The organism is Sulfurimonas sp. (assembly GCF_041563035.1).
GTDB lineage: Bacteria > Campylobacterota > Campylobacteria > Campylobacterales > Sulfurimonadaceae > Sulfurimonas.
In genome coordinates, this window is the sequence record NZ_JBFFNS010000009.1 from 69,641 (window position 1) to 91,803 (window position 22,163).

Below are 22,163 nucleotides of genomic sequence, written 5' to 3' on the forward strand. Positions count from 1 at the left end.
TATTTCTTAATAATAAATTGCAATAATTGCGAACGCAAAGAAGAACATCAAATGTGACATTCCTTCAAAATAATTAGTTTGCCCTTCATCTGTTGTTTTCCATGCTAAAATTACTGTGAGTATTAAAGCACCAATTTCCAGTGGATTGAAATCAAGTGTAAAACGTATTCCACTAAGATATGCTAAGCCCATCAAAATAGGAACTGTCAATAAAATAGAAACAGTAGATGCACCCATCGCGATATTTACAACTCTTTGTATCTCATCATTTTTTGCAGCTTTAATTGCTGTTACTATTTCAGGAGATACTGCAACAATAGCAATAATTAAACCTGATATACCAACAGATATACCATACTCTTTAGCAAGTTTAATCCCATCATTTGCAAAGACTTCAGCACCGAAGGCAATTATTGCTATAAAGACAAATATAGAAGCAATAAGACCAAGCATATTAAATTTTTCAAAGATATAATCATCTTCTTCCTCATCTCCTGAATCTTTTTCAGCCATTTTTCTTTTCAGTCTAAAAATTCTACTTCTTGTGGTACTTTTAAAGAAGTGTGTATGCGTTCTCGTTTGAAAGACTAAGATTATGATATAAAATACCATCAACAGTACGGAAATCCACATTGAAGCATCTTCTATTACTTCAGCTGAATGCTTACCTAGGCTTAATACACTTGGAACAAGTAAAGCCGCGGCTGTTACAAATAAAATCGTTGTATACGCACTAGAGGTCTCTTTATTGTGCTCTTGTTCTGTAAATTTTAGACCACCTAGAAATACTGCAAGCCCTAAAAGAACATTCATATCAACAATAACTGCGGAAATAATACCACCCTTAACCGTATCTACAACAGTAGGATCAGTAACTGCTTGAAGTAGAATAATATATAAAAGTATAATTTCAACTACAACAGCACTTAAAGTTAGTACAAAACTACCATACGGCTCTTGAAGTCTCTCTGATAATATCTCTGCAACTTCGGAAACACTTAATGAAAGTGAACCAATACCGATAGCTGCAAAAAGGGTAGCTGCGCCACCTTGTCCCATCTTATGAAAATAAAAGGCAACCATAATGCTACTTATTCCTAAAAATATATCCCAATAATCTTCAATAAAATATTTTAATTTTTTATCTTGTTTCTCTATACCTATTTCCAACTAACGCTCCTTATAAAAGTATAATACTGGCTAAGCCTAGAAAGCTAAAAAAACCTACTATATCTGTTACTGTAGTAAGCAAAACTGTACTTCCTATAGCCGGATCAACTCCAGCTCTTTGAAGAACCAATGGTATAACACTTCCAAAAAAACCAGCTCCAAGGAGGTTGATGATCATTGATAAACCTATAACGACACCTAGCATCGGCATGTTAAACCAAAAGTAAGCGATAATACCAATGACAATGGCAAAAATAGTTCCATTGACTAGAGAGATTACAACTTCTTTATAAATTGTTTTTTTTGCATCTTCGCCCTCAATATCACCAAGTGCCATTTGACGTACAGTTACCGTAAGTGTTTGTGTCCCTGCATTTCCACCCATAGAAGCTACTATTGGCATTAAAATAGCTAATGCAACTAAAGATTGAATTGTTGCGTCAAATATACCTATTACCAAAGATGCAGCAATAGCCGTTAAAAGATTAAGCCCAAGCCATATAGCCCGAGTTTTACCAATTTGAAACATATCTTCATCTTGCTCAGCTTCGTCATTAACACCTGCTAGGTTAAAGATTTGCTCCGTAGCGGTTTCTTCAATGATATCGTAAATATCATCAGACGTGATTCTACCGATAAGTCTGTTTTTATTATCTACAACAGCGATAGCGTTCAGGTTGTAGTTAGTTACTTTTTCTACAACATCTTTAATATTCTCTTTATGATTTACAGAGTAGTTTTTATGTTTATCATATGGAATATCTTCAAAGTTTAGAGAATGATCAAAGATAATTAAATCTTCAAGCCCTACTGAACCTAAATATTTATCTCTTTCGTTGACAAGATGAACATGCCAGATATTATCAACTTCACCACTTATTTTTAATGCTTTAAGTCTCTCTAATGCTACACCAATATTTTCATCTATTTTTGCACTAAAAAGTTCAGTTTGCATATAAGAACCAGCTTCATCCCATTCATAAGAGATAAGTTGTTCCATTAGCTCTTTATCTTCATCATCAAAGTGCCCTAAGATGTTTTGAGAAATTTCCTCATGCTCTTCACTAATATTTTGAATAAGCGTAGCCGCGTCATCTGTATCCATAAGAGAAGCGATGTTAGCAAGTTTCTTAACACTGAAGATGTCAGCTGTCTCTTCTTGAACATAGTCTGGTAGTTCAGATAAAACCTCTGCAAAGAGTTCATGAGACATCTTTTTGATGATTTTTTCATACTCTTCACTGCTTAACTCTCTAAGTTTAAGTAGTTGTTCTGCGATATCGTAAGGGTGTACACTTGTGTCACTCTCTTTGTACTGATTTATTTCAGCATCTAAGATATTGAGTATATATATTAGTTCTTCTTGGTTTATTTCCAAATGTCACTCCTTTTAATTTCACTGTGTTATAATACAATATGTATGTGTTTAAGAAGGTTTAATAAATGAGATTTTCATTTAAATTGAAATTATTTTTTGCTTTTATAGGTTATGGATTAACTTTAGTCCTCCTAACTCAACTAGCAGTTTTTAAAATTGAAGAAATAAGTCTTAAATCTGCAAGTATAAAAAAAGCATCTGAAACATTTCAAGATAGAAATGAAGTATTTAAATCATATATAAAAGATACAAACCTCAAACTATCATCAATAATAACATCAGACATATTTGACAAATATTTAAAAAATCCAAAAAGCATAGAGCTTGTAAACTCACTATTTGTAGATATAGCAAGTACTTCAGATAATATAATGCAACTAAGGTATATAGACAAAACTGGTATGGAGTTAATCCGTGTTGATAGAGATGATTTCGCTTCTCCAACATATCTTATTGAACAAGATAAACTTCAAGATAAAAGCGATAGATACTACTTTAAAGATATATTAAAAACTGCTCAAAATGTTTTTTGGTATTCTAAACTTGATTTAAATATGGAACATGGGAAGATAGAGATTCCTATAAAACCTGTTTTACGTGTTGGAACACCAGTTTATCGAGATGGAAAACAAGCCGGTGTTTTAATAATAAATATATTTATGAAGAACTTTTTGTATGAGCTTGTAAATACTCCTTTATATGATATCTTCCTATTTGATAACGATGGAGATATACTTGTTGATTCTATTCATTCTCACTGTTGGAATAAATATATAGAAAAAGATAAAACAATATTTTCTTACTTTGGCAAAGAAGCAAAACATATTCAATATAATAAAGAGTATTTTGGAGAAAACTTCTACTCAAATAAAATATCACTCAATAATAGTGAAAACCTTCACATGGTCATCAAACCAAAGACTAACTATATTCAAAGAGAGCTTAGCAAAAATCTAAATCAACTAATTTGGATTATGCTTGGTATAATTTTAATCTCTGTTCCTTTTTCATATTTTTTCTCAATAACACCAGCCAGACTTAAAGAACAGTCCGATGAACAAAAAAAGGATCAAGACATTCTTCTATCACTCTTTGATTTGAGTGATGCTGTTTTATTTAAGTGGAATAATGATGAGTATTGGAATGTAAATTCTGTATCACTAAGTGTTAATAAACTTCTTGGACATACTCAAGATGATTTTCTAACCGGTGCGATTACATATATCAGCTGTATACACCATGATGATAAAAAGCAGGTGATTCAAGAAGTAGCAGAAGCCATACAAGATAAGGTTTATTTCTTCAAACACAAACCATATCGCGTAGTGACAAAAAGTGGTGATATAAAGTGGATTTTAGATTCTACAGTAATTGTTAGAGATGAAGATGCCAAGATTATAAACTTTGTTGGTTATCTAACAGATATATCAGCACTGAAAAACAGTGAACTAAAACTGCAAAAACTCTCTAGAACAGATCAACTGACTAAAGCGTGCAACAGAATGCATGTAGATGATGTCCTACAAAATCAATACTATCGTTTCTATAGAGATAATGAGATTACCAGTATTATTCTACTTGACATTGACTTCTTTAAGAATGTAAATGATAATTATGGCCACTTAGTAGGAGACAGTGTCCTTATAGAATTTGCTAAGCTTCTTCAATCATCAATTAGAGAAGGTGATATTCTTGGTAGATGGGGAGGTGAAGAATTCTTAATAATTCTACCTCATACAAATTTAAATCAAGCGATGCAGCTTTCTAATAAATTACAAAAAATTATTTTTGAATATAATTTCTCAACAGTAAAACACAAAACAGCAAGTTTTGGCGTTTCTACATTTGAGAGAGGAATGAGTGTTGAAACACTTATCGATAGCGCAGACAAGGCACTTTATATTTCAAAAGAAAATGGTAGAAACTGCGTAACTACTATTCAAAAGTTATCACAACAATAATTAAAGTCCATAACATAAACAAACATAACACAAAAAAACTATGTTTTTGTTTGGTTTAAGAAAACTAATATAAATATCTTAGTATACTTGTAGTATATACACTGAAAGGATACAAGATGAAACGCTTTCCATTACTTACACTAAGCCTATTGCCAGCACTTTTAAGTGCAATATCCATCACTGAAGTTGTGCAGAATACGATCCAAACGCATCCACAAATTCAGGTAAAAAAAGAGTCGGTTAATGTTAACAAGCAAAGATTGACACAAGTCAGAGCTGGTTACATGCCATCTGTCGATCTTTCTTATTCAGTTGGTCCTGAGAGAACTAAAACACCAGCGAACCTAAGAGAAGAAGCTAAGATGACTAGACAAGAAGCATCTGCTACATTAACACAAAATGTATTTGCCGGTCTAAACACTATGTATGGTATGAAAGAACAAGAGTCATTAATACTATCTGCTAGCTCTACTGTAGTTGAAAGTGCAAACTCTTTAGCACTTGAAGCAACTACTGCCTATCTAGATGTATTAAAAACTCTTGAACTTTACAACATAGCTAAAGAAAATGTAAAGGTACATGATAAGTATCTTAAACAGATAAAAGAGAAAGTGGATGCCGGAATAGCTAGAAGCTCTGACTATGAGCAAACACTATCTCGTTACGAAAATGCAAAAACTGCTGAGTACTTAGCAGAACAGAATCACTTTATTGCTGCTTACAGCTTTGAGCGTATTTTACCTGGTATTGCTCCGGCAGATTTAGAAAAACCTGTTCCTGGTGCTATCCCAGCTGATACAGTAGAAGGACTTGTTGACATTGCGATGAAGGAAAACCCTACTATTACTGTTTCAAAAAATGACATTGAGGCAGCGAAGTCTGCGGTTAGTCGTGCAAATGCACCATACTATCCATCGGCGGATGTTGTAATTAGAGGCTATTGGAATGACAGTGTACATGGCGTTGGTTATAATACTGTTACAAATGAAAATGATTTAGAAAGTGAAGATTCTGGTTATAGCGGAATGATAGTTCTTAACTATAACATCTTCAACGGTCTATCAGATTCAGCGAACAAACAAGCGAATCAACACATTCTACTTCAACAAAATTCTACACTTGCAGATGCAAAACTTTATATCAAAGCAAACACAAAAATTGCTTGGGTAACATATGAAATGACTAAAAAACAGTTAGTTTATATTGATAAAAACATCAAAGCGAGTGCTCAAACAGTTTCTGACTATCAACAAGAAAATGAATTAGGCAGAAGAAGTATCATTGATCTTCTAAACATCGAGTTAGAATACAACAATGCAAAAAACCGTAAAGTTAATGCAGTGTATGACAATTTGAGTGCCTACTATGAGATTTTATCACACACTGGTAAAATGTTAGAAGAGATGAATGTCGTCATTAAATAGAGATTTTAAAGATCCTATACTAGAGTGTTTGGTGATTTTCACCAAACTCTACAATAGGCCTTTTAGTGCTGAAGCTTTGGTAGCAGACCTCCCTGTTGAACCAGGGAGGTCTATACCAAAGCTCTTTTCACTAGATTCAAGAGAGGCCAAATCTGCTTTTTTTCGAGCAGCTAAACGTGCCGGATTTAGCTCTAAGTTAGTAAACTACTCATTTAAAGATATATCCCCACTTCTTCTTCCCGTAATATTAATTTTAAAAGGTGATAAACAAGGTGAAAATGCTTGTATACTCACAGAAATAAGCCCAGATAGAAAACATGCTAAAATCATACTTCCTGAGCTTGATGAAGGCGAAAATTGGGTTGAAGTAGAGGCATTAGAAGAAGAATATATAAACTTTGCTTTTTTAATTAAACCAGATCATAGCTATAAAGATGCACATAAACGCATACTAAAACATGAAAAACATCATTGGTTTTGGGGAACACTTGGTTATTCTAAAGGCGTTTATTCAGATGTAATAATCGCATCATTTTTAATTAATATATTTGTAATGGCTAGCCCAATATTTACCCTTAACATATACGACAGAGTTGTACCTAATAATGCTCTTGATACTATGTGGGTATTTGCCACAGGGATTATAGTAATCTATATTTTTGATATGATTCTTAAATTTTTACGCTCTTATTTTCTTGAAAATGCCGCTAAAAAGAGTGATATTATTATGTCATCTATTATATTTGAAAGAGTTTTAAATCTTAAAATTGCTTCTAAACCAGCTTCTGTAGGTTCATTTGCCAGCAACCTAAAAGACTTTGACTCTATACGCGGTTTTTTTACAGCCTCTTCTATCGCAGCTCTTATTGACTTGCCATTTAGTATTATATTTTTATTTATAGTCTATGTTATTGGTGGTTGGCTTGTAGTAATCCCTATGGTTAGTGGACTTATAATTGTTATATATAGTCTAATTGTCGAAAGACCTATGAGACGCTCAGTTGAGAGTACTTATGAAGCTTCTGCACTTAAAAATGCTGTTCTTATTGAATCATTATCAGCATTAGAGACCATTAAGGCATTGGGAATCAGTGGACAATCTCAATGGAAATGGGAAGAAGCTGCAGGTGGAGTTGCTCAAAAAGGATTAAAATCTAAAATCTTATCTAACTCTATCTCTACATTTGTAAACTTTATAGTCCAGATGAATACAGTATCAATCATTATAGGCGGGGTATATGCAATCGGTGATAAATCACTAAGTATGGGTGGTTTGATTGCTGTTGTAATGCTCTCTTCTAGAATGCTGGCACCTTTAGGTCAAGTAGCTTCACTAATAGCAAATCTACAACAGACTAAAACTGCCTATGATGCAATTGATGGAATTATGAATCTTGATGTTGAACGCGAAGATGCTAAAAAGTTTGTTCAACGTCCATCTTTTAAAGGTAAAATTGAGTTTCAACATGTAAGTTTAATTTATCCAAATACAGATAAAAAAGTATTAGATGATGTCAGCTTTACTATAAATCCTGGTGAATCTGTCGGTATTATTGGTACAAACGGTTCAGGAAAGACTAGCATTGAAAAACTCATCCTTGGATTATATGAACCAACAGAAGGTTCTATTTTAATTGATGGAATAGATATTATGCAGATTGACCCTGCAGATTTAAGAGAAAACATATCCTATGTTCCACAAGATGTAGTTCTATTTAGAGGAACACTAAAAGACAATATTATCCTGCGTGCTCCAGATGCTAACGATCAAGAGATACTACGTGTGGCAAAACTAAGTGGACTTGATCACTTTGTAAATATACACCCTATGGGATTTGACATGCCTGTTGGAGAGAGAGGAGATGGTCTCTCTGGTGGTCAAAAACAGTCTATATCTATAGCTAGAGCTTTTATACATCCTTCTCCTATTATCTTACTTGATGAGCCGACAAACTCTATGGACAGCACACATGAAGGTCACTTTATAAGAGCTATGAAGCATTACAAGCTTAATAAAACAATGATACTTATATCTCATAAAAATAATCTGCTTCCGCTTACTGATAGACTAATACTATTGGCTCAGGGAAAAGTTATTTTAGATGATACAAGAGCCAATGTTATAGATCAACTAAGCAAACCTAAAAAGGCTGTATCATGAGCCTCAAAGATAAATTTGTAGATTATTCCTACGATAGAAGTGACATCAAAAAATTTAAAGTGAAAGATGAAGATGATTTAGAATATATGAGCTCAGTAAGTTCTGCGATGCTTATGCAAAACAACCTAAAAACAAAGCTTCTGCTTTGGATAGGTATGTTTGTAATCATCTGGCTTATAGCTTGGGCTTATAATGCAAAGATAGATGCCCTTACACGTGGCCAAGGAAAAATAATTCCATCTAACAAAATACAAGTCATTCAAAACCTTGAAGGTGGTATTGTCAGCGAAATTCTCATAAAAGAAGGTGATCAGGTAAAAAAAGGAGATATTCTTGTAAAGATAGATGATACAAATTTTGCCAGTATGTTTATAGAATCTCAACTTAGATACAATGAACTTCAGGCAAAAACTATTCGTCTCTTAGCTGAATCAACAGGCAATGCATTTTCAGCAACAAAAGAAATCAGAGAAACCTCTCCAGAACTTATTAAACATGAATTTTCTCTGTACAAAACAAATAAAGAGCAGTTAAACAACAATATTATGATTTATAAACGTCGTTTAAATCAAAAAAGAAATGAGCTAAAAGAAGCTCAGGCAAAACTGATTCAATTGACAAAAAATTATGAACTAATTTCAAGAGAAGTTGCATTAAATAAGCCTCTTGTTAAAAAAGGAATTGTATCAGAAGTTGAATATTTACAACTTCAAAGACAGCAAAGTACAATTCAAGGAGAGATGGGTGCTATTGAGCTTTCTATTCCTCGTCTTATTTCTATTCTTGAAGAGCAAAAAGATAATATTAGAGAAGTAGAGCTTGAGTTTCATAATGCTGCAAAAGAAGCATATAATGAAGCAAAAGCAGAGATGACAAGAATAAAAAGAACAAATATTGCCAGAGAAGATAAAGTACAAAGAACTTTTGTTAGATCCCCAGTAACTGGAACTATTAAGCAGCTCTTGGTAAATACTGTTGGTGGTGTTGTTAAGCCTGGGATGGATATAATAGAAATAGTACCAACTCAAGACAACTTGTTGGTTGAAGCTAAAATCAGACCTGCAGATATTGCGTTTTTATATCCTGGACAGCGGGCTATTGTAAAGTTTTCAGCTTATGATTTTGCCATTTATGGTTCGCTTCAAGGAACTTTGACACATATTAGTGCCGGAACAATTATCGATGAGATTGACAAGCAAAGTTACTATCTGGTTCGAATAAAAACAGACAAAAATTATTTAGGAAGTGAGGAAAAGAAGTTACATGTTATCGTTGGGATGACTGCAGATGTAGATATTATTACTGGTAAAAAAACAGTACTTGACTATATCTTAAAACCTATCCTACGTGCTAGAGAAAATGTATTAAGCGAGAGATAAGATGAAGAAAATTATTTTATTTACTAACATGACCTCTATAAAAAAACATTGGCAAAATGCCTTATTTGGCAAGTATCTTACCGTTTCTATAGATAGTTTTGACGCACTTACCAACTATCTAAAAGCTACAGAGGAAGATATCATCATTATGCTTGATGAATTAAGTGTATCAGATATTGATGATTCACTCTTAAAACTAGAACCTTACCATAACGCTACCATTTTAATATTTCATTCTCTACCTGAAGTTCACCATGCTGCTCAACTTTTAAAACAAGGTATAAAAGGTTACGAAAATTCTTATATAGCAAAAGAGAATCTACTTACTATGCTAAAAGGTATAGAAAATGGGTATCGTTGGCTATTTACGGACTTAACTAACTTTGTAATCAATAAGTATGTTCAGACCATTGATAAGAGAGAACCAGAGTTTTTGCATCTACTTACTCAAAAAGAAAAAGACATAGCTCTTATGATCGCAGATGGTTACTCTAACAAAGAGATAGCCAAAAAGCAAAAGATCGCTCTATCAACTGTTAAAGGGCATATACGCCATATATTTGAAAAAGCCGGTGTGTCAGATAGAATCTCTCTTGCTCTACAATTTAGATAGTAAAATTATCAAGACTCACTTATAATATCATCTATAATAGTTGGTATGTCAACTAGTAGTGTTGAATCAATACTAACTTGTATATCAGTAGTAGTTTCAACATGAGTAATCTGTTCTACAGAAGTATATATACCACTAATATCACTGTGATCACCTTCATATACTATTTGAAGCTCCTCTGAATTGCTTAGGAGGTTTGACCCGTTAATAGCTTCTAAAGTTTCTTCAACTTCCATACTACTAATCTCTGCTACATTTGATAGATCTAATGTAGTACTAGAAGATAGAATATCTTCTTCATTAAAGCTAAGAGTTGTAAGATCAAAATCTGCTCTAAAAATATTTTCATGACCATTAAGATCTAAGATAACAGAATCGTCAACAAGTATATTAAAAACACCATTATATGTAGTAGTGTCAGAAAGTGCTTCGTATTTAATCTGCAGTAGAGCATCTTCATCTTCACTACAAAGTTGTTCACCGTGATATATAGAATCAGCATCGCTAACTTCACGAGAATTACCATTTATATCAATTATCCTAGTTGTACCCAACATAACTTGAACTCTGCCTATGGCTTCTTCATTCTGCATCTGACACCTTCTTATTTTCGCGTATATTAGCCAAAGTTACTACCATTGTATATAGTACTTTAGTATTACTGATAATTAATATTATTAAAGCAGCTTCTGTTCCTTTATAAGCTTAGATAATCTATTACTTAGCCAGTTTAGACTATCATCTACTAGTTTGTATTCTCTTGCTTTAACAAGGCAAATATTTTTAATAATAATATCAGATGGAGATAATGATTTTTTAGCTTCGAAAGTATTTAAAAGCATATATGATCTATTCATAATATCAAGAGTATACATATTTTTTTTCAACGCCAAAATTACTTTTAACAACATTGTTGTACTTCTCAATTCATTGTTATTATTTATAACAGCTTGATATTTGTTTTCATCGTCTTTTTTAATGACTTCTTCATACTCCTCTTTTTCTAGTGATAAGATTCTCATGATAGCCGAGAGATTTTTTGAAGGTCCTGCATTTGAGAGTAATATTCTTCTTGGGTTAAAGTCACATTTATTAATTTCTTCTATTTTTAACTTCTCAAAACTATCTTTTGAAGCAAATGTCAAAGGTACACGAAGATAGTTTACTTTACTTGGCGCTATAAAGTCATACTCTGCCTGTGTAGTCATCATATCAAAATGTCCATAGTTAACAAATATCTCATACTCATACTCATGCTTTTTTAAAAATTGTCTATCAGATTTAAATCCATAATATTTCTCATCATCTTCTATAGTTTTTAAAAATATATTTGAATTATTGTTATGATTAAAGGAATCGTTAAAAGGTATAAGTTTATTTCCCCAGGTTCTGGTTATTTTGATTAAGTAGCTCCATGTTATCATCTTTTTTAAATCTTCCACAGAGATATTTTTAGAGAATATCTTATGCTTCTTCTGACACAATAAAATCAAATCTATAAACCTTTTTAGCTCTTTAGATTTAGACTCAACAAGCTCTGTAAACTTTACTGAGAGCAGCTCCAATGATTTAAAAGCTTCACTATCTTTATAATGAATACATACAGGATGATTTTTAAATGTGTTATATTTTGGCAGTGTCTTAATATATGGATAATAAAAACTATCTTCACCTTTAATAGTCTCATACAACAAGACCATGATTAGTTTAAAGTTAGAATTTTCATCTTTTATATAGTCTGAGCATTTGTCTATATTTGGAATATTATCAAATAATTTATCTGAGATTATTAACTTATAGGGTATCTTGGTTAGTCTTGTGTCTTTTGGAATTTCTATACTGTTTTTACAATATACGGAGCGATAATTTACACCGTCAATATTTTTAGTAGCTATGTATATATCAGGGTGAATAAAACCACGATTATCCTCTATCCATTTAGTCAAATCATTATCCATAAAAATCTCCAATCTATAAATAGTACATTTTCAATCATTGAATAAGACTTAAGATAGATTCCCACGCAAGTAAAGCGTGGGAATAAAACGATATAACTAGATATCAGTTGTGATTGTATCTTCAATCTCAATTAATAACGTAGCACCTTCACCAGTGTATTGAGCATATAGAGTTCCATCTGCACCTACATGATTATCTACCTGAGTTAATGAGCTATCTACATTAACTTGATCAGAAGCGTCACCGTCTAATGAGTTGATTACTAACATACCATCATCAGAAGCGTCTAAGACATCAGCTGCTGTAATATTTATAGAATCCTCACCTACAACAGTTGAATCTTCACCTAATTGAATAACACTGATATTTGAAACATTAGATAAATCTAAAGTATCATAATTATCAACAATTAGAGCATTGTCAACATTTTCATATGCAACACCTTCTGCTAAAGTACCTATTCTTACATTTACTGTTGCTGTTGCAGTTGCAGTTCCACCGTTACCATCATCAACAGTGTAATCAAATGTGGCAAACTCATTTACAGAATTACCAAACTCTGCTCCTGAATCTGGATTAACATATACATCCCCATTTCCATCAATTGTTACGCTACCAACAACACTTCCATTCTCTGCAGAGTATAAGTTACCATCTACAAGACCAAGCTCTAGAGTATCACCTTCAACATCTGTATCGTTTGCTAATAGTGTCTCTTCTTCTATAACAAATGGAGTAACTGTTTCATATCCATAATATCCAACTACATTAGATACTTGGAAATCTGTCCAATGGAAAGCGTTGTCTCCATCTGCCTGCTCTGCATATATAAATATTGCATCAAACACGATTCCATGATTGATTAATATAGTACCATTAGGTTGATTGTAGATTTTTCCACTAACTGGTTGTCCATCTAAGTATAATCTATATGACGCATTATCATCTGAATCAAAGTTAGTATATGAGATTCTAGCAGAAGTAACATCATGAGCAAAAGTAAATATTATTTGTTCATTTTGACCTAAGCTGTCAATTTCACTACTACTATCAATAGGTACAACTAACCAATCTAGACCATTTTGATTGATACCATAGTCTCCATTAGAATCTTGTACAACATGATAATTAGGACCCATACCGTCATAAACACCATTAGGAGCAATAGCTGCACTATAAGAATCTGAAAGAACTGTAATAGTCTCACCAATTGCTACCGGAGCATCATTATTACCATAAATATTGATAGTAATAAGTTGAGATGCACTTCCATCTACTGAAGAAACAGTAAATGTTTCAACCGCCCCTCCTGCTCCAACTGCTTGAGATGCAACCGGGTCTAGAACATAAGTCCAATGTCCAGTTTCAAACATAGTAAATGTACCATAAGCAGTTGAGCTATTTGCTACATATTCTGTATCAAATGCTGCCTGTCCATAATCCTCATCAGTTATAGCTAAAAAACCTTGTGCAGTAAAAGGTAAATCTTCAACTACATTTCCAGTAGCAATAATAGGACTAATTATTGCAACATCATTAGTTCCTATAATTGTAAGAGTTACTGTTTTAACATTACTGTGAGATGCTTCATTATCTCCATCTCCTGTCGTTCCAAAACCTTCCCAGTCAGATGCTTTGTAATCAAAAGAGACTGTTAAAACTTCACCCTCTCTTAAACTGTTAAATTTATCACTAGAGATTGTGTAGTCTCCGCTTGTGTTCCAACCATTGTTGCCAGCATTTGCTAAAGCAACACTTATATCTGCTGCTGTAATGCCAACCGCATTTTGTGAAACTTCAACATCTCCAACAATTTTATAATGTGGATTTGTATTGTTAGTGTCTTCATCAGTTGAAGTTAGAGTTCCTTCAAAGACTGCATTTTCATTAGAGCCAATATCAGGATCTAGTGATTCTTCACTTACTCTCATCCATACATTTTTAACATGAGGTTGATCATTTGTACCAGTTATTGTAAGTGTTACAGTTTGCATATTTGAGATTGCACTCTCACCACTGTCTGCACCCGTAGTTCCATCTGTAACTTGTACATTAAAGCTGACTGTAACCTCTTCACCATCAGCTAGTTTATTAAATGATGGATTAAATACTGAATAGTTACCATCAGAATCTAAAGCAACTTTTGTATTGCCGGTAATTACACCATTATTATCAACAACTAGTGCATTCATTGGTCCAAATGCTACAAATTCATGTGAATCATTAACATCTTCATCACTAATATCAGCTACCAAAGTACCTGTAAGGAAAGAGTTTTCTGGTTTATCAGTATTGCCCCATGGTGAACCAGTTAAATCAGTTTCCATAATATTAGTATCTGTAGTTATAGAGTTAAGTACAGGACTATCATTTGTTCCGTTAATCACAATAGTTACAGTTTTGATTTCAGAGAATGAACTTTCATCATTATCAGTACCAGTTCCCACACCACTATCGTCTTGAACTTGAACAATGAAAGTCACTTCTACACTGTCGCCTTCACCAAGTTTGTCAAAGCTTGAACTAACTAGAGTGTAGTTACCATTTGCATCAAGACTAACTCTAACCGGAGTTGTAATAAGGTCAATATCTGAATGATCATCATGAGACTCTGAAATATTCATTCCATCTACAAGTAAATCATCGAATGCTATATAGTTATAACCATCATTATCATCGTCATCAGTTACATCAACCATATCATCAATATTTCCAGTTAGAACTGCATTTTCGTAAGTAACAGCTTGTGTATCGATAAATGCTTCTAAATCTTCTACAGGAAGATCTGAGTTTGCAGACATACCGTAACTACCATCAGGATTACTAATCACTGCACCAAATGTTTCCTCAGAAATCAATTCTCCGCCATTAGTATTAGATATAGCTAAGAGTGAACTACCCCCATAGCCTTGGTTGTCATGATTATTAAGAACACCTACTACTATTGTATGTTCACCAGCAGTAGCAAATTCATAACTGAATGTACCATTCGCATCTATACTGCCATCAGCTAGAGTAGTAACCACACCATCTACAACAACAAATGCTGCATCTTGCATATAGTCCCAGTCTCTTAAGTCAAATGTCCAATCAAACGATACCGTTTCACCAGCAGCTGTATCAAGAACAACTTTAAGTGCTGAACCTTCTGCTGTATCTGAAGCTATATCTGTCAATAATACATCAACATCTGCACCATAAGTTACCGCTGTTAAATCAGTTTCAAGGGCATTTCTTGTCTCAATATTCTCAATTATAGGCTGATCATTTGTACCCATAATAGTGATAGTTACAAGTTTTGGTTCAGAGTGGGAATTTTCATCAGTCATCGGGCCTTCGTCACGACCTCCATCAGGAGAATCTAAAGGAGCAATGTCTTCTCCACCGCCACTGCCGCTTCCACTGCCGTCACTACCGCTACCGCCACCGCCATGACCTCCGAAACCTTCTTTGTCATTAGCAAAATATTTAAACGTGATTGTAGCTGTTTCGCCAACACCTAATGCGTTGAAGTCACCTTCTAGCTCGAAGTTAATCTGACTATCTGCACCGTTATTGTTAAAGAATGTAAGTTTAGTTACATCTAGGTTATGAACGTCTACATCTTCTGATGCGATCATCATTTTAACACCTACAGGTTCATTCCCACCACTGTCTTCACCAGGACTAGGCATTGGACCAGAGTCATCTTGACTACCGCCGCCAGAACCTTTTTTGTAGAAGTCAACCATATCAAATCTGATATCACCTTCATCTCCATTTTGTCCAGGACCACCATTTCCATGTCCATAGTATTGACTAGCTGTGTAATCTTTGACACCAAATACATGTGTATTATTAACATCATCATCAGCTGCACTGAGTATTCCATCTAATCTAGATAATAAAACAGGACTGTCACCTTGAGTATCATCTTCTCCATTTTGATAGAATGTGTCATCATGAGACTCATTGGCAGTAAAGCCAACATTTTGGATGACTGGTTGGTCATTTGTACCTGTGATAGTAACGGTTACTTCAACCGGATCACTCTGTGTACTTTCATGAGCATTATCAGTAGTTGCGACAGCACCACTCTCATCATCTATATAGTATTGAAAAGTTATAGTAGCTGTCTCTCCAGTAGCAAGATTGTCAAAAGTTGGGTTTGTTACGCTAAAAGTACCATCTTCATTTACCACTACTACAGTTTGCGTTGCATCTACTACATCTATACCATCACCAGGTTCTCTTTCCTCTACATCTGTAGTTACATCTACATCTGCAAGATGGAAAGTAAGAGTAGCTGCATCAAGCAGATCTTCGTCCATATCTTCACCGATAAGTCCGCTTCTTGATAAAATGTCATGTAATACACTTCCACTATCCGCACCAGGCAAGCTAGCTGTGAATGTTGCATTGATTCCGCCAACAGCTGTATCTGTCAACTCTGATTCTAACGCACTATAGTCAGCTTCGTAAGCTACAGGTTGATCGTTTGTACCTAAGATAGTTAAAGTAACAGTTGCTGCTTCACTCTCAGATAACTCATCAAGTCCATTGTCTTCACCCACTCCAGCATTATCAGTTGCTCTATAGTCAAATCCTATAGTTAAACTGTCACTTGCACCAAGTAAGTTAAATAGTGGACTTTGAATACTGTAAGTACCATCTTCAGCCATAGCTATATTTAGTATGCCATATTCTTGCAGCACTTCAATAAAATGTTGAGGAATATCAACTGTAGTTGCTAGGGTAACAGAGTCTGCCACATCTGCATCTGCGTCAATATTTAAGATACTCATATCAAGGTTACCTTGAGTAAACCCTTCTACAAACTGTTCAAACGACTCTAAATTGTTGACATCAAATAGAGACAAGAAAGCTTGATTTGCTGTTGTAAGAGATAGTGTCAATGTTCCTTCATCTATAGCGAAGGTATGAGTATTCTCTCCACCGTCATTATTATCATCATCACTTACATTATCAGCTACGCTACCAACATATCTAGCGTCTTCAAGCTCTTTACCTTCTAGTGAAGGACCATCTTTAGACTCTTTTCCACCCTCATCTTTTCCAATCACTACTTCAAGTAATGACTCTTCAGATACTATATTTGTCTCATCAGTAACTATAGGCTGATCGTTTGTACCAGTAAGTGTCAATGTAACCGTTGCTGCTTCTGATGTGTCTGACTCATGAGGGATATCAAGATCTTCTCTATCTCCGGCAATATTGTCATCACTGTCATCAATAGCGACATAATCAAATGTGATTGTTGCAGTTTCGCCTTTATCTATAAAGTTAAAATCGCCTTCAATTCTGTATTCCCAGTTTCCGCTCTCTTCATTGAAAGAGACCGTAACCATTGATTGGTCTACAAGTTCACCGTTAATTCTCACAGTTCCATCAACTAGTTCATATGCATGTGTATCGTTAACATCATCATCTGTTACTGTATCTATTACACCTGTAAAAACCATAGTCTCATCAGCTTGCGTATCAATCTCACCTGGAATATCTTCAGAATCGTGAGATTCATAGATAACTTGTTGTCCATTTCCATATGTAAGTCTTACTGAGAAATCACCATCTGAGAATACATAAGCATCATCTAGATCTATATCATCAGCTAGACTAGGAGCAGCATCTGATGAACTATCATTAGTACCAGTAGCTATCATCCCTGCTCCATCTAGAGCATCACTATTAAAGTTATATTCCCATTGATATGTACCATCCAATGACTCGATCATAATTACATATTTTTGACCTACTTCAAGTTCCAACCCCATATTTGTAATAGATAGTATATCACCGCCGATTTCATCCAAAGTAATCTCACCAGAGCTATAAATAGTCTCTCCAAGTGTTATATCGTTTCCATCTTGAGCTACTAACTCTCTAATATGAACAATAACAACTGAATCTCCATCTTCACCTGGAGGTGGTTGGATATTGCTTGGTCCATCTTCACCTGGAGGAGGAGGTGGCGGTGGAGGTCCGTCTTCACCTGCAAATATTTCTAACTCAAGCGTATTTAGTATACCGTGTTCAGCAATAAATACTTGACCATATTCAGTAGCACCTTCATAGTCTTCACCTAAAGGTGGAGAAAGACTATCTGTTATGTCAAAGGTATCAAGTCCTTCTATAACAGACCCATTTAGTGCTTCAACATGACCAACACTTTCAGTACTGACTATAGTACCGCCAGATACATAAGTTACTTCTAGACTTGAATCAACCACTTCGTCATCATCATTCATAACGCCAAATGTAATCTCATGAACTCCGGCATCTGCAAACGTATACGTAAAGACACCGCTATTGGTATCTCCCTCATCAAAAGTGTCTGCTAAAAGATTGATTACTACTCCATCTATAACAACAAATGAGAAATCTCTATAACCGCTATTCGTAGCTGGGTCAAAGGCTGAGCTATCTTCATCTGTATTATAGCCTTCTGCATCGTTAAAGGTCCAGTTAAAGGTTACTGTTTCACCAGCTTCTACATCCATTGTAATTTTTAGAGCTGCACCATCAGTTGGATTATAGTCTTCACCACTTGGAGGATCTAAATCATCAACCTCTACAGAACCTTCACCAACATAAAACAGTGCATTGATATCTTCTTTTGAAGCACCATCTATATCAGAATAGTCTGCTCCTGGTTCAGGTTCTCCTGAATCTTTTCCTCCAGAGTCTTCTCCACTTGGTTCGCTAGAAGCTCCAATTAACCATGATGGGTTTTCAGCTTCACCGTTATGATTTATATCTGTAATAACAGGCTGGTCATTTGTACCAGTAACTACTATAGTATAAGTTCCGGGATCTGATTCATTTGGTTGAATAGTAAGTGGATTATCATCTGTTGCAGTATATGTAAATGTCAAAGTAGCAGTCTCTCCTGCTCCTAATGCATTAAAGTTACCTACAATTTCAAAATCTGCTGAGTTTGGAGTATCATCACCATGTTCATTATTAGTTAGAACAAAACTAGTGATTGATATCGCAGCAGGGTCTATATCATCCGAAGTAACGATTAAAGAACTTGTATCAAACACATGAGTGTCATCAACATTACCGTCTATTGCACTCAAAGTACCAGTCAATGTTGTCTCTACATCATCTTGTGTACCATCTTCTCCATTGGCATCAATGGATTCATATACAACATCATCACCATCACCGACAGTTATATCAGCTACATCAGGCTGGTCGTTAAATGGGTCAGCATCACTTTGTTCACCAGCGCCAGTAGCACCTCCAAGAAGTCCGGCCTCATCTGCACCTCTACCAAATCCTAGTAAGTCAAACTCATCCGTTCCAACTTCTTCTAAGAAAGCAGAACTCCCTTCAGGTCCTGCATCACCTGCTGCTGTTTCCATAAAGTCGATGTCATCACCAAACATGTTTTCATTTCCATCAAGTCCCGATATCACTGAACCATCAGCGAGAACTCTAAATATGCCATCGTATGCGGTGGATTCCGGGAGTTCTACATACTTAATCTGAAATAGCGCGTCTGGATCATCGCTATATATCTGTTCACCCTCATACATGAGTCCTTCATAACCCGAGTCACGAAGATTACCCTCTGTATCAACAAACCTAACATTACCAACGGAGACTTCAACTCTCCCTATCACTTTTCCAGTAGCCATCTCACACCTCCATAATTTAGTGTATTTATATAGTAACATTCATTTTTTATGATTAAAATAGTACTTTAGTATTGACTTGACATAAATTTTATTTGTGCATAGTACTTTAGTATTAGTTATCGTATAATTATTATGATTTTAAATATTATTTATTACTATTTGTAAATAAAGTGAGGTAAAAAAGGTAAATGAAATGTGCCTTAAAAGTCCACACACAAGGGATGTGTGGGGACTTTTTTAAAAAAGTTTATACGATATCAGATGGATCTTCTATCGCAATTAGTAAAGTCGCTCCTGAATCAACATATTGAGCATAATCTTGTCCATCAATTACTACAGCTGAAGCAGTTCCAAATGAACTATGAACATCTACCTGATCATATGCATTTCCATCAGAAGATTGAATGATTAAGGTATCAGACTCTACAGCACCTAATACATCTGCAGCTGTAATTCCCAACAATGGATCACTGCCTATAACAGTTGCTCCTCCATTTAACTGAACTGTCTCAATATTATCAACATTTGACAAGTTAATAGTACTACTAACTACAAGAATATCATTACCTGTACCGCCGTCTATTAATGTATCTGCAGCATCAAAGATAAGAGTGTCATCTCCTGCACCCCCATCAACGGTATCGATTCCAATACGACCGTCTATGTAGTCATTACCGTCTCCACCCGTCAAGGTTTCATCTGCTGTTCCACCTAGAATAGTATGAGAGTCAAACACTCCAGCACCTATTTCAGTAGTAACTGCGTCAAAAGCAGGTTGAAAATCTGTAGCAATCTGAGTCTCAGATGCCAAAGTAACAGTTGCTAGACCATCAACTACATCTGCTAATAGATCAGTATCGATAACTTGTATAACTCCTAATGTCGAAGAAATCTCTTCTGTTGGAGTAATACCGTCAGTATAAGTAAATACTAACTTTGTAGTAATAGAAGGGTCAAAACCACTTAGTGTAACACTGCTAATCTCTTCACTACCATCTAAATCACCTAATACTAAGTTCATGTTATAAGCATAATTGTAAAAACCTGAGATAGAAGATGGATCATATATATTTGCCAATGTAAAGCCATCTTGGCTAGATGACACATCAGCATCTGATATGAACATTCCATCAAAAGCTGTATTACTTATAATTCTAATAGTGTCACCACCGTTACTTAAGTCACCACCATCTATAAAACCACCCACTAGGACAAGGTCGTTACCGCTACCGTCTTCAAATCTAAAACCTGATGTAATTTCAGTAGCTCCATCATATAGTTTTATCTCGATTAGATCGCCATCTGTACCTTTTACATCAATATATAATGAGAATACAGATGCAGGAAGCTCAATGTCTAGTGACTCTCCATATCTACCATCTATGTTGATAGCTTCACTTGAAGTGTGATCTATATTATCATCCGTATCAACACCTAAACCATGTCCAGGGTTAAAGTTAAGAGGAGAAGTACCTGTTACAACAAGTCCATTTGAAGTATATGTTGTAGATACTCCGTTTATAAATCCTGGGTCATCACCTAAACTAAACTCTGCTAAGTTAAATAAAGGGTCACCTATCTCAGCTAATCCAGGAGAAACGTCTAAAGGATCGGCTACCGGTGTAATATCTATGCTCATGGTTTGAGTAGCACTCCATAATGAACCATCACTTGCACTAAATGTAAATGAAGTATCATCAGCTGCACCATCTGCATTTAAGTAGCCAAAAGTCAAACTACCTCCTGCAAGATCTGTCGCAGAGATAATCGCTGTTGCAGTTCCAATATCTGCTAATGTCAACGCTACACCATCTATATAAAGTGTACCATTTGCAGGTAGTGAATCGATTCTTATATCTACCATACTATCACTATCTGGATCACTAAATCCTGGGAAGTCACTAATACTTAATGCATATAAAACATCTTCTGTAGTGTATATAGTATTATCAATAATCGAAGGAGCATCATTTCCACCTGTAACAGTAATAACTATCTCAGCACTGTCAGTAGGTATGTCACCATCACTAATAGTATATGTAAATATATCATCTCCGGTAACTCCTGCTGCTAATGCATCTGCAGCAGCCTGATCAGCTACATAAGTATAAGAACCATCTGCATTTAAAGTTAAAGTACCGTATGTTCCTACAAGTGCTAAACCTACTGTACCTGACGTTCCAGATCCGGTTTCTGAACCTGTTCTTATTGCAGTTACTGTTAAAGTATCTCCGTCTACATCATAGTCATTGTTATCTATAACACCATTAGCTTTTGTAACTATTAGAGTTGCATCATCATCTACTTCACCTACATCATCTACCGCAACAGGTCTGTCATCTGCACCTGTTACATTCACTGTATATGTTTTGGTGACTAATGCACCATCACCATCTGTTACAGTCATTGTAAATACATCGCTGTCTGTCTCAGTTGCATCTAGTGCTTCAATTGCTGAAGCATTTTTAGCAA

General features: G+C 34.9%; 11 protein-coding genes. 5 read left to right on the top strand and 6 right to left on the bottom strand.

Annotation, left to right across the window (positions count from 1 at the left end; genetic code table 11):
• Positions 1–6 precede the first annotated feature (6 nt).
• Positions 7–1,170, bottom strand: a complete 1,164-nt coding sequence (locus tag ABZC13_RS07805) for a calcium:proton antiporter (RefSeq protein ID WP_373002056.1) — start codon at positions 1,168–1,170, stop codon at positions 7–9.
• A gap of 10 nt (positions 1,171–1,180) precedes the next feature.
• A complete protein-coding gene (mgtE, locus tag ABZC13_RS07810; RefSeq protein ID WP_373002058.1) occupies positions 1,181–2,548 on the bottom strand; it encodes a magnesium transporter in 1,368 nt (455 codons plus the stop codon).
• A 65-nt stretch (positions 2,549–2,613) separates the two neighbouring features.
• Here mgtE and ABZC13_RS07815 point away from each other — a divergent pair, with 65 nt between their 5' ends.
• The 5 genes from ABZC13_RS07815 to ABZC13_RS07835 all read left to right on the top strand — a co-directional run bounded on the left by ABZC13_RS07815 (position 2,614) and on the right by ABZC13_RS07835 (position 10,086).
• Positions 2,614–4,509: a diguanylate cyclase gene (locus tag ABZC13_RS07815; protein WP_373002060.1), complete on the top strand. Its 1,896-nt coding sequence runs from the start codon at positions 2,614–2,616 to the stop codon at positions 4,507–4,509.
• A 116-nt stretch (positions 4,510–4,625) separates the two neighbouring features.
• Entirely contained in the window at positions 4,626–5,933 is a 1,308-nt protein-coding gene (locus ABZC13_RS07820; RefSeq protein ID WP_373002062.1) for a TolC family outer membrane protein, read from the top strand.
• Positions 5,917–8,094, top strand: coding sequence for a type I secretion system permease/ATPase (locus ABZC13_RS07825; RefSeq protein ID WP_373002064.1), 2,178 nt, complete (start codon positions 5,917–5,919; stop codon positions 8,092–8,094). Before ABZC13_RS07820 ends, ABZC13_RS07825 begins: the two co-directional genes overlap by 17 nt.
• Positions 8,091–9,473, top strand: a complete 1,383-nt coding sequence (locus tag ABZC13_RS07830; protein WP_373002066.1) for an HlyD family type I secretion periplasmic adaptor subunit — start codon at positions 8,091–8,093, stop codon at positions 9,471–9,473. Before ABZC13_RS07825 ends, ABZC13_RS07830 begins: the two co-directional genes overlap by 4 nt.
• A 1-nt stretch (position 9,474) precedes the next feature.
• A complete protein-coding gene (locus ABZC13_RS07835) occupies positions 9,475–10,086 on the top strand; it encodes a response regulator transcription factor (protein ID WP_373002068.1) in 612 nt (203 codons plus the stop codon).
• 8 nt (positions 10,087–10,094) lie between these two features.
• Here ABZC13_RS07835 and ABZC13_RS07840 read toward each other — a convergent pair whose 3' ends face one another.
• The 4 genes from ABZC13_RS07840 to ABZC13_RS07855 form a co-directional block, all read right to left on the bottom strand.
• Entirely contained in the window at positions 10,095–10,679 is a 585-nt protein-coding gene (locus tag ABZC13_RS07840; protein ID WP_373002070.1) for a hypothetical protein, read from the bottom strand.
• A gap of 84 nt (positions 10,680–10,763) precedes the next feature.
• Complete coding sequence (locus tag ABZC13_RS07845; RefSeq protein ID WP_373002072.1) at positions 10,764–12,044, bottom strand: SET domain-containing protein; 1,281 nt, start codon at positions 12,042–12,044, stop codon at positions 10,764–10,766.
• A 96-nt stretch (positions 12,045–12,140) separates the two neighbouring features.
• Positions 12,141–19,691 (bottom strand): VCBS domain-containing protein, encoded by a 7,551-nt coding sequence (locus tag ABZC13_RS07850; RefSeq protein ID WP_373002074.1) that lies wholly within the window; start codon positions 19,689–19,691, stop codon positions 12,141–12,143.
• A gap of 247 nt (positions 19,692–19,938) precedes the next feature.
• Positions 19,939–22,163 (bottom strand): beta strand repeat-containing protein (locus ABZC13_RS07855; protein ID WP_373002076.1); only part of this gene is annotated, 2,225 nt, incomplete at its 5' end.

Excerpts from the sequence above, each read along its gene's own strand:
- ABZC13_RS07815 (WP_373002060.1), top strand. The coding sequence starts at position 2,614 with ATGAGATTTTCATTTAAATTGAAATTATTTTTTGCTTTTATAGGTTAT.
- ABZC13_RS07820 (WP_373002062.1), top strand. The coding sequence starts at position 4,626 with ATGAAACGCTTTCCATTACTTACACTAAGCCTATTGCCAGCACTTTTA.
- ABZC13_RS07825 (WP_373002064.1), top strand. The coding sequence starts at position 5,917 with ATGTCGTCATTAAATAGAGATTTTAAAGATCCTATACTAGAGTGTTTG.
- ABZC13_RS07830 (WP_373002066.1), top strand. The coding sequence starts at position 8,091 with ATGAGCCTCAAAGATAAATTTGTAGATTATTCCTACGATAGAAGTGAC.
- ABZC13_RS07835 (WP_373002068.1), top strand. The coding sequence starts at position 9,475 with ATGAAGAAAATTATTTTATTTACTAACATGACCTCTATAAAAAAACAT.
- ABZC13_RS07840 (WP_373002070.1), bottom strand. The coding sequence starts at position 10,679 with ATGCAGAATGAAGAAGCCATAGGCAGAGTTCAAGTTATGTTGGGTACA.
- ABZC13_RS07845 (WP_373002072.1), bottom strand. The coding sequence starts at position 12,044 with ATGGATAATGATTTGACTAAATGGATAGAGGATAATCGTGGTTTTATT.
- ABZC13_RS07850 (WP_373002074.1), bottom strand. The coding sequence starts at position 19,691 with ATGGCTACTGGAAAAGTGATAGGGAGAGTTGAAGTCTCCGTTGGTAAT.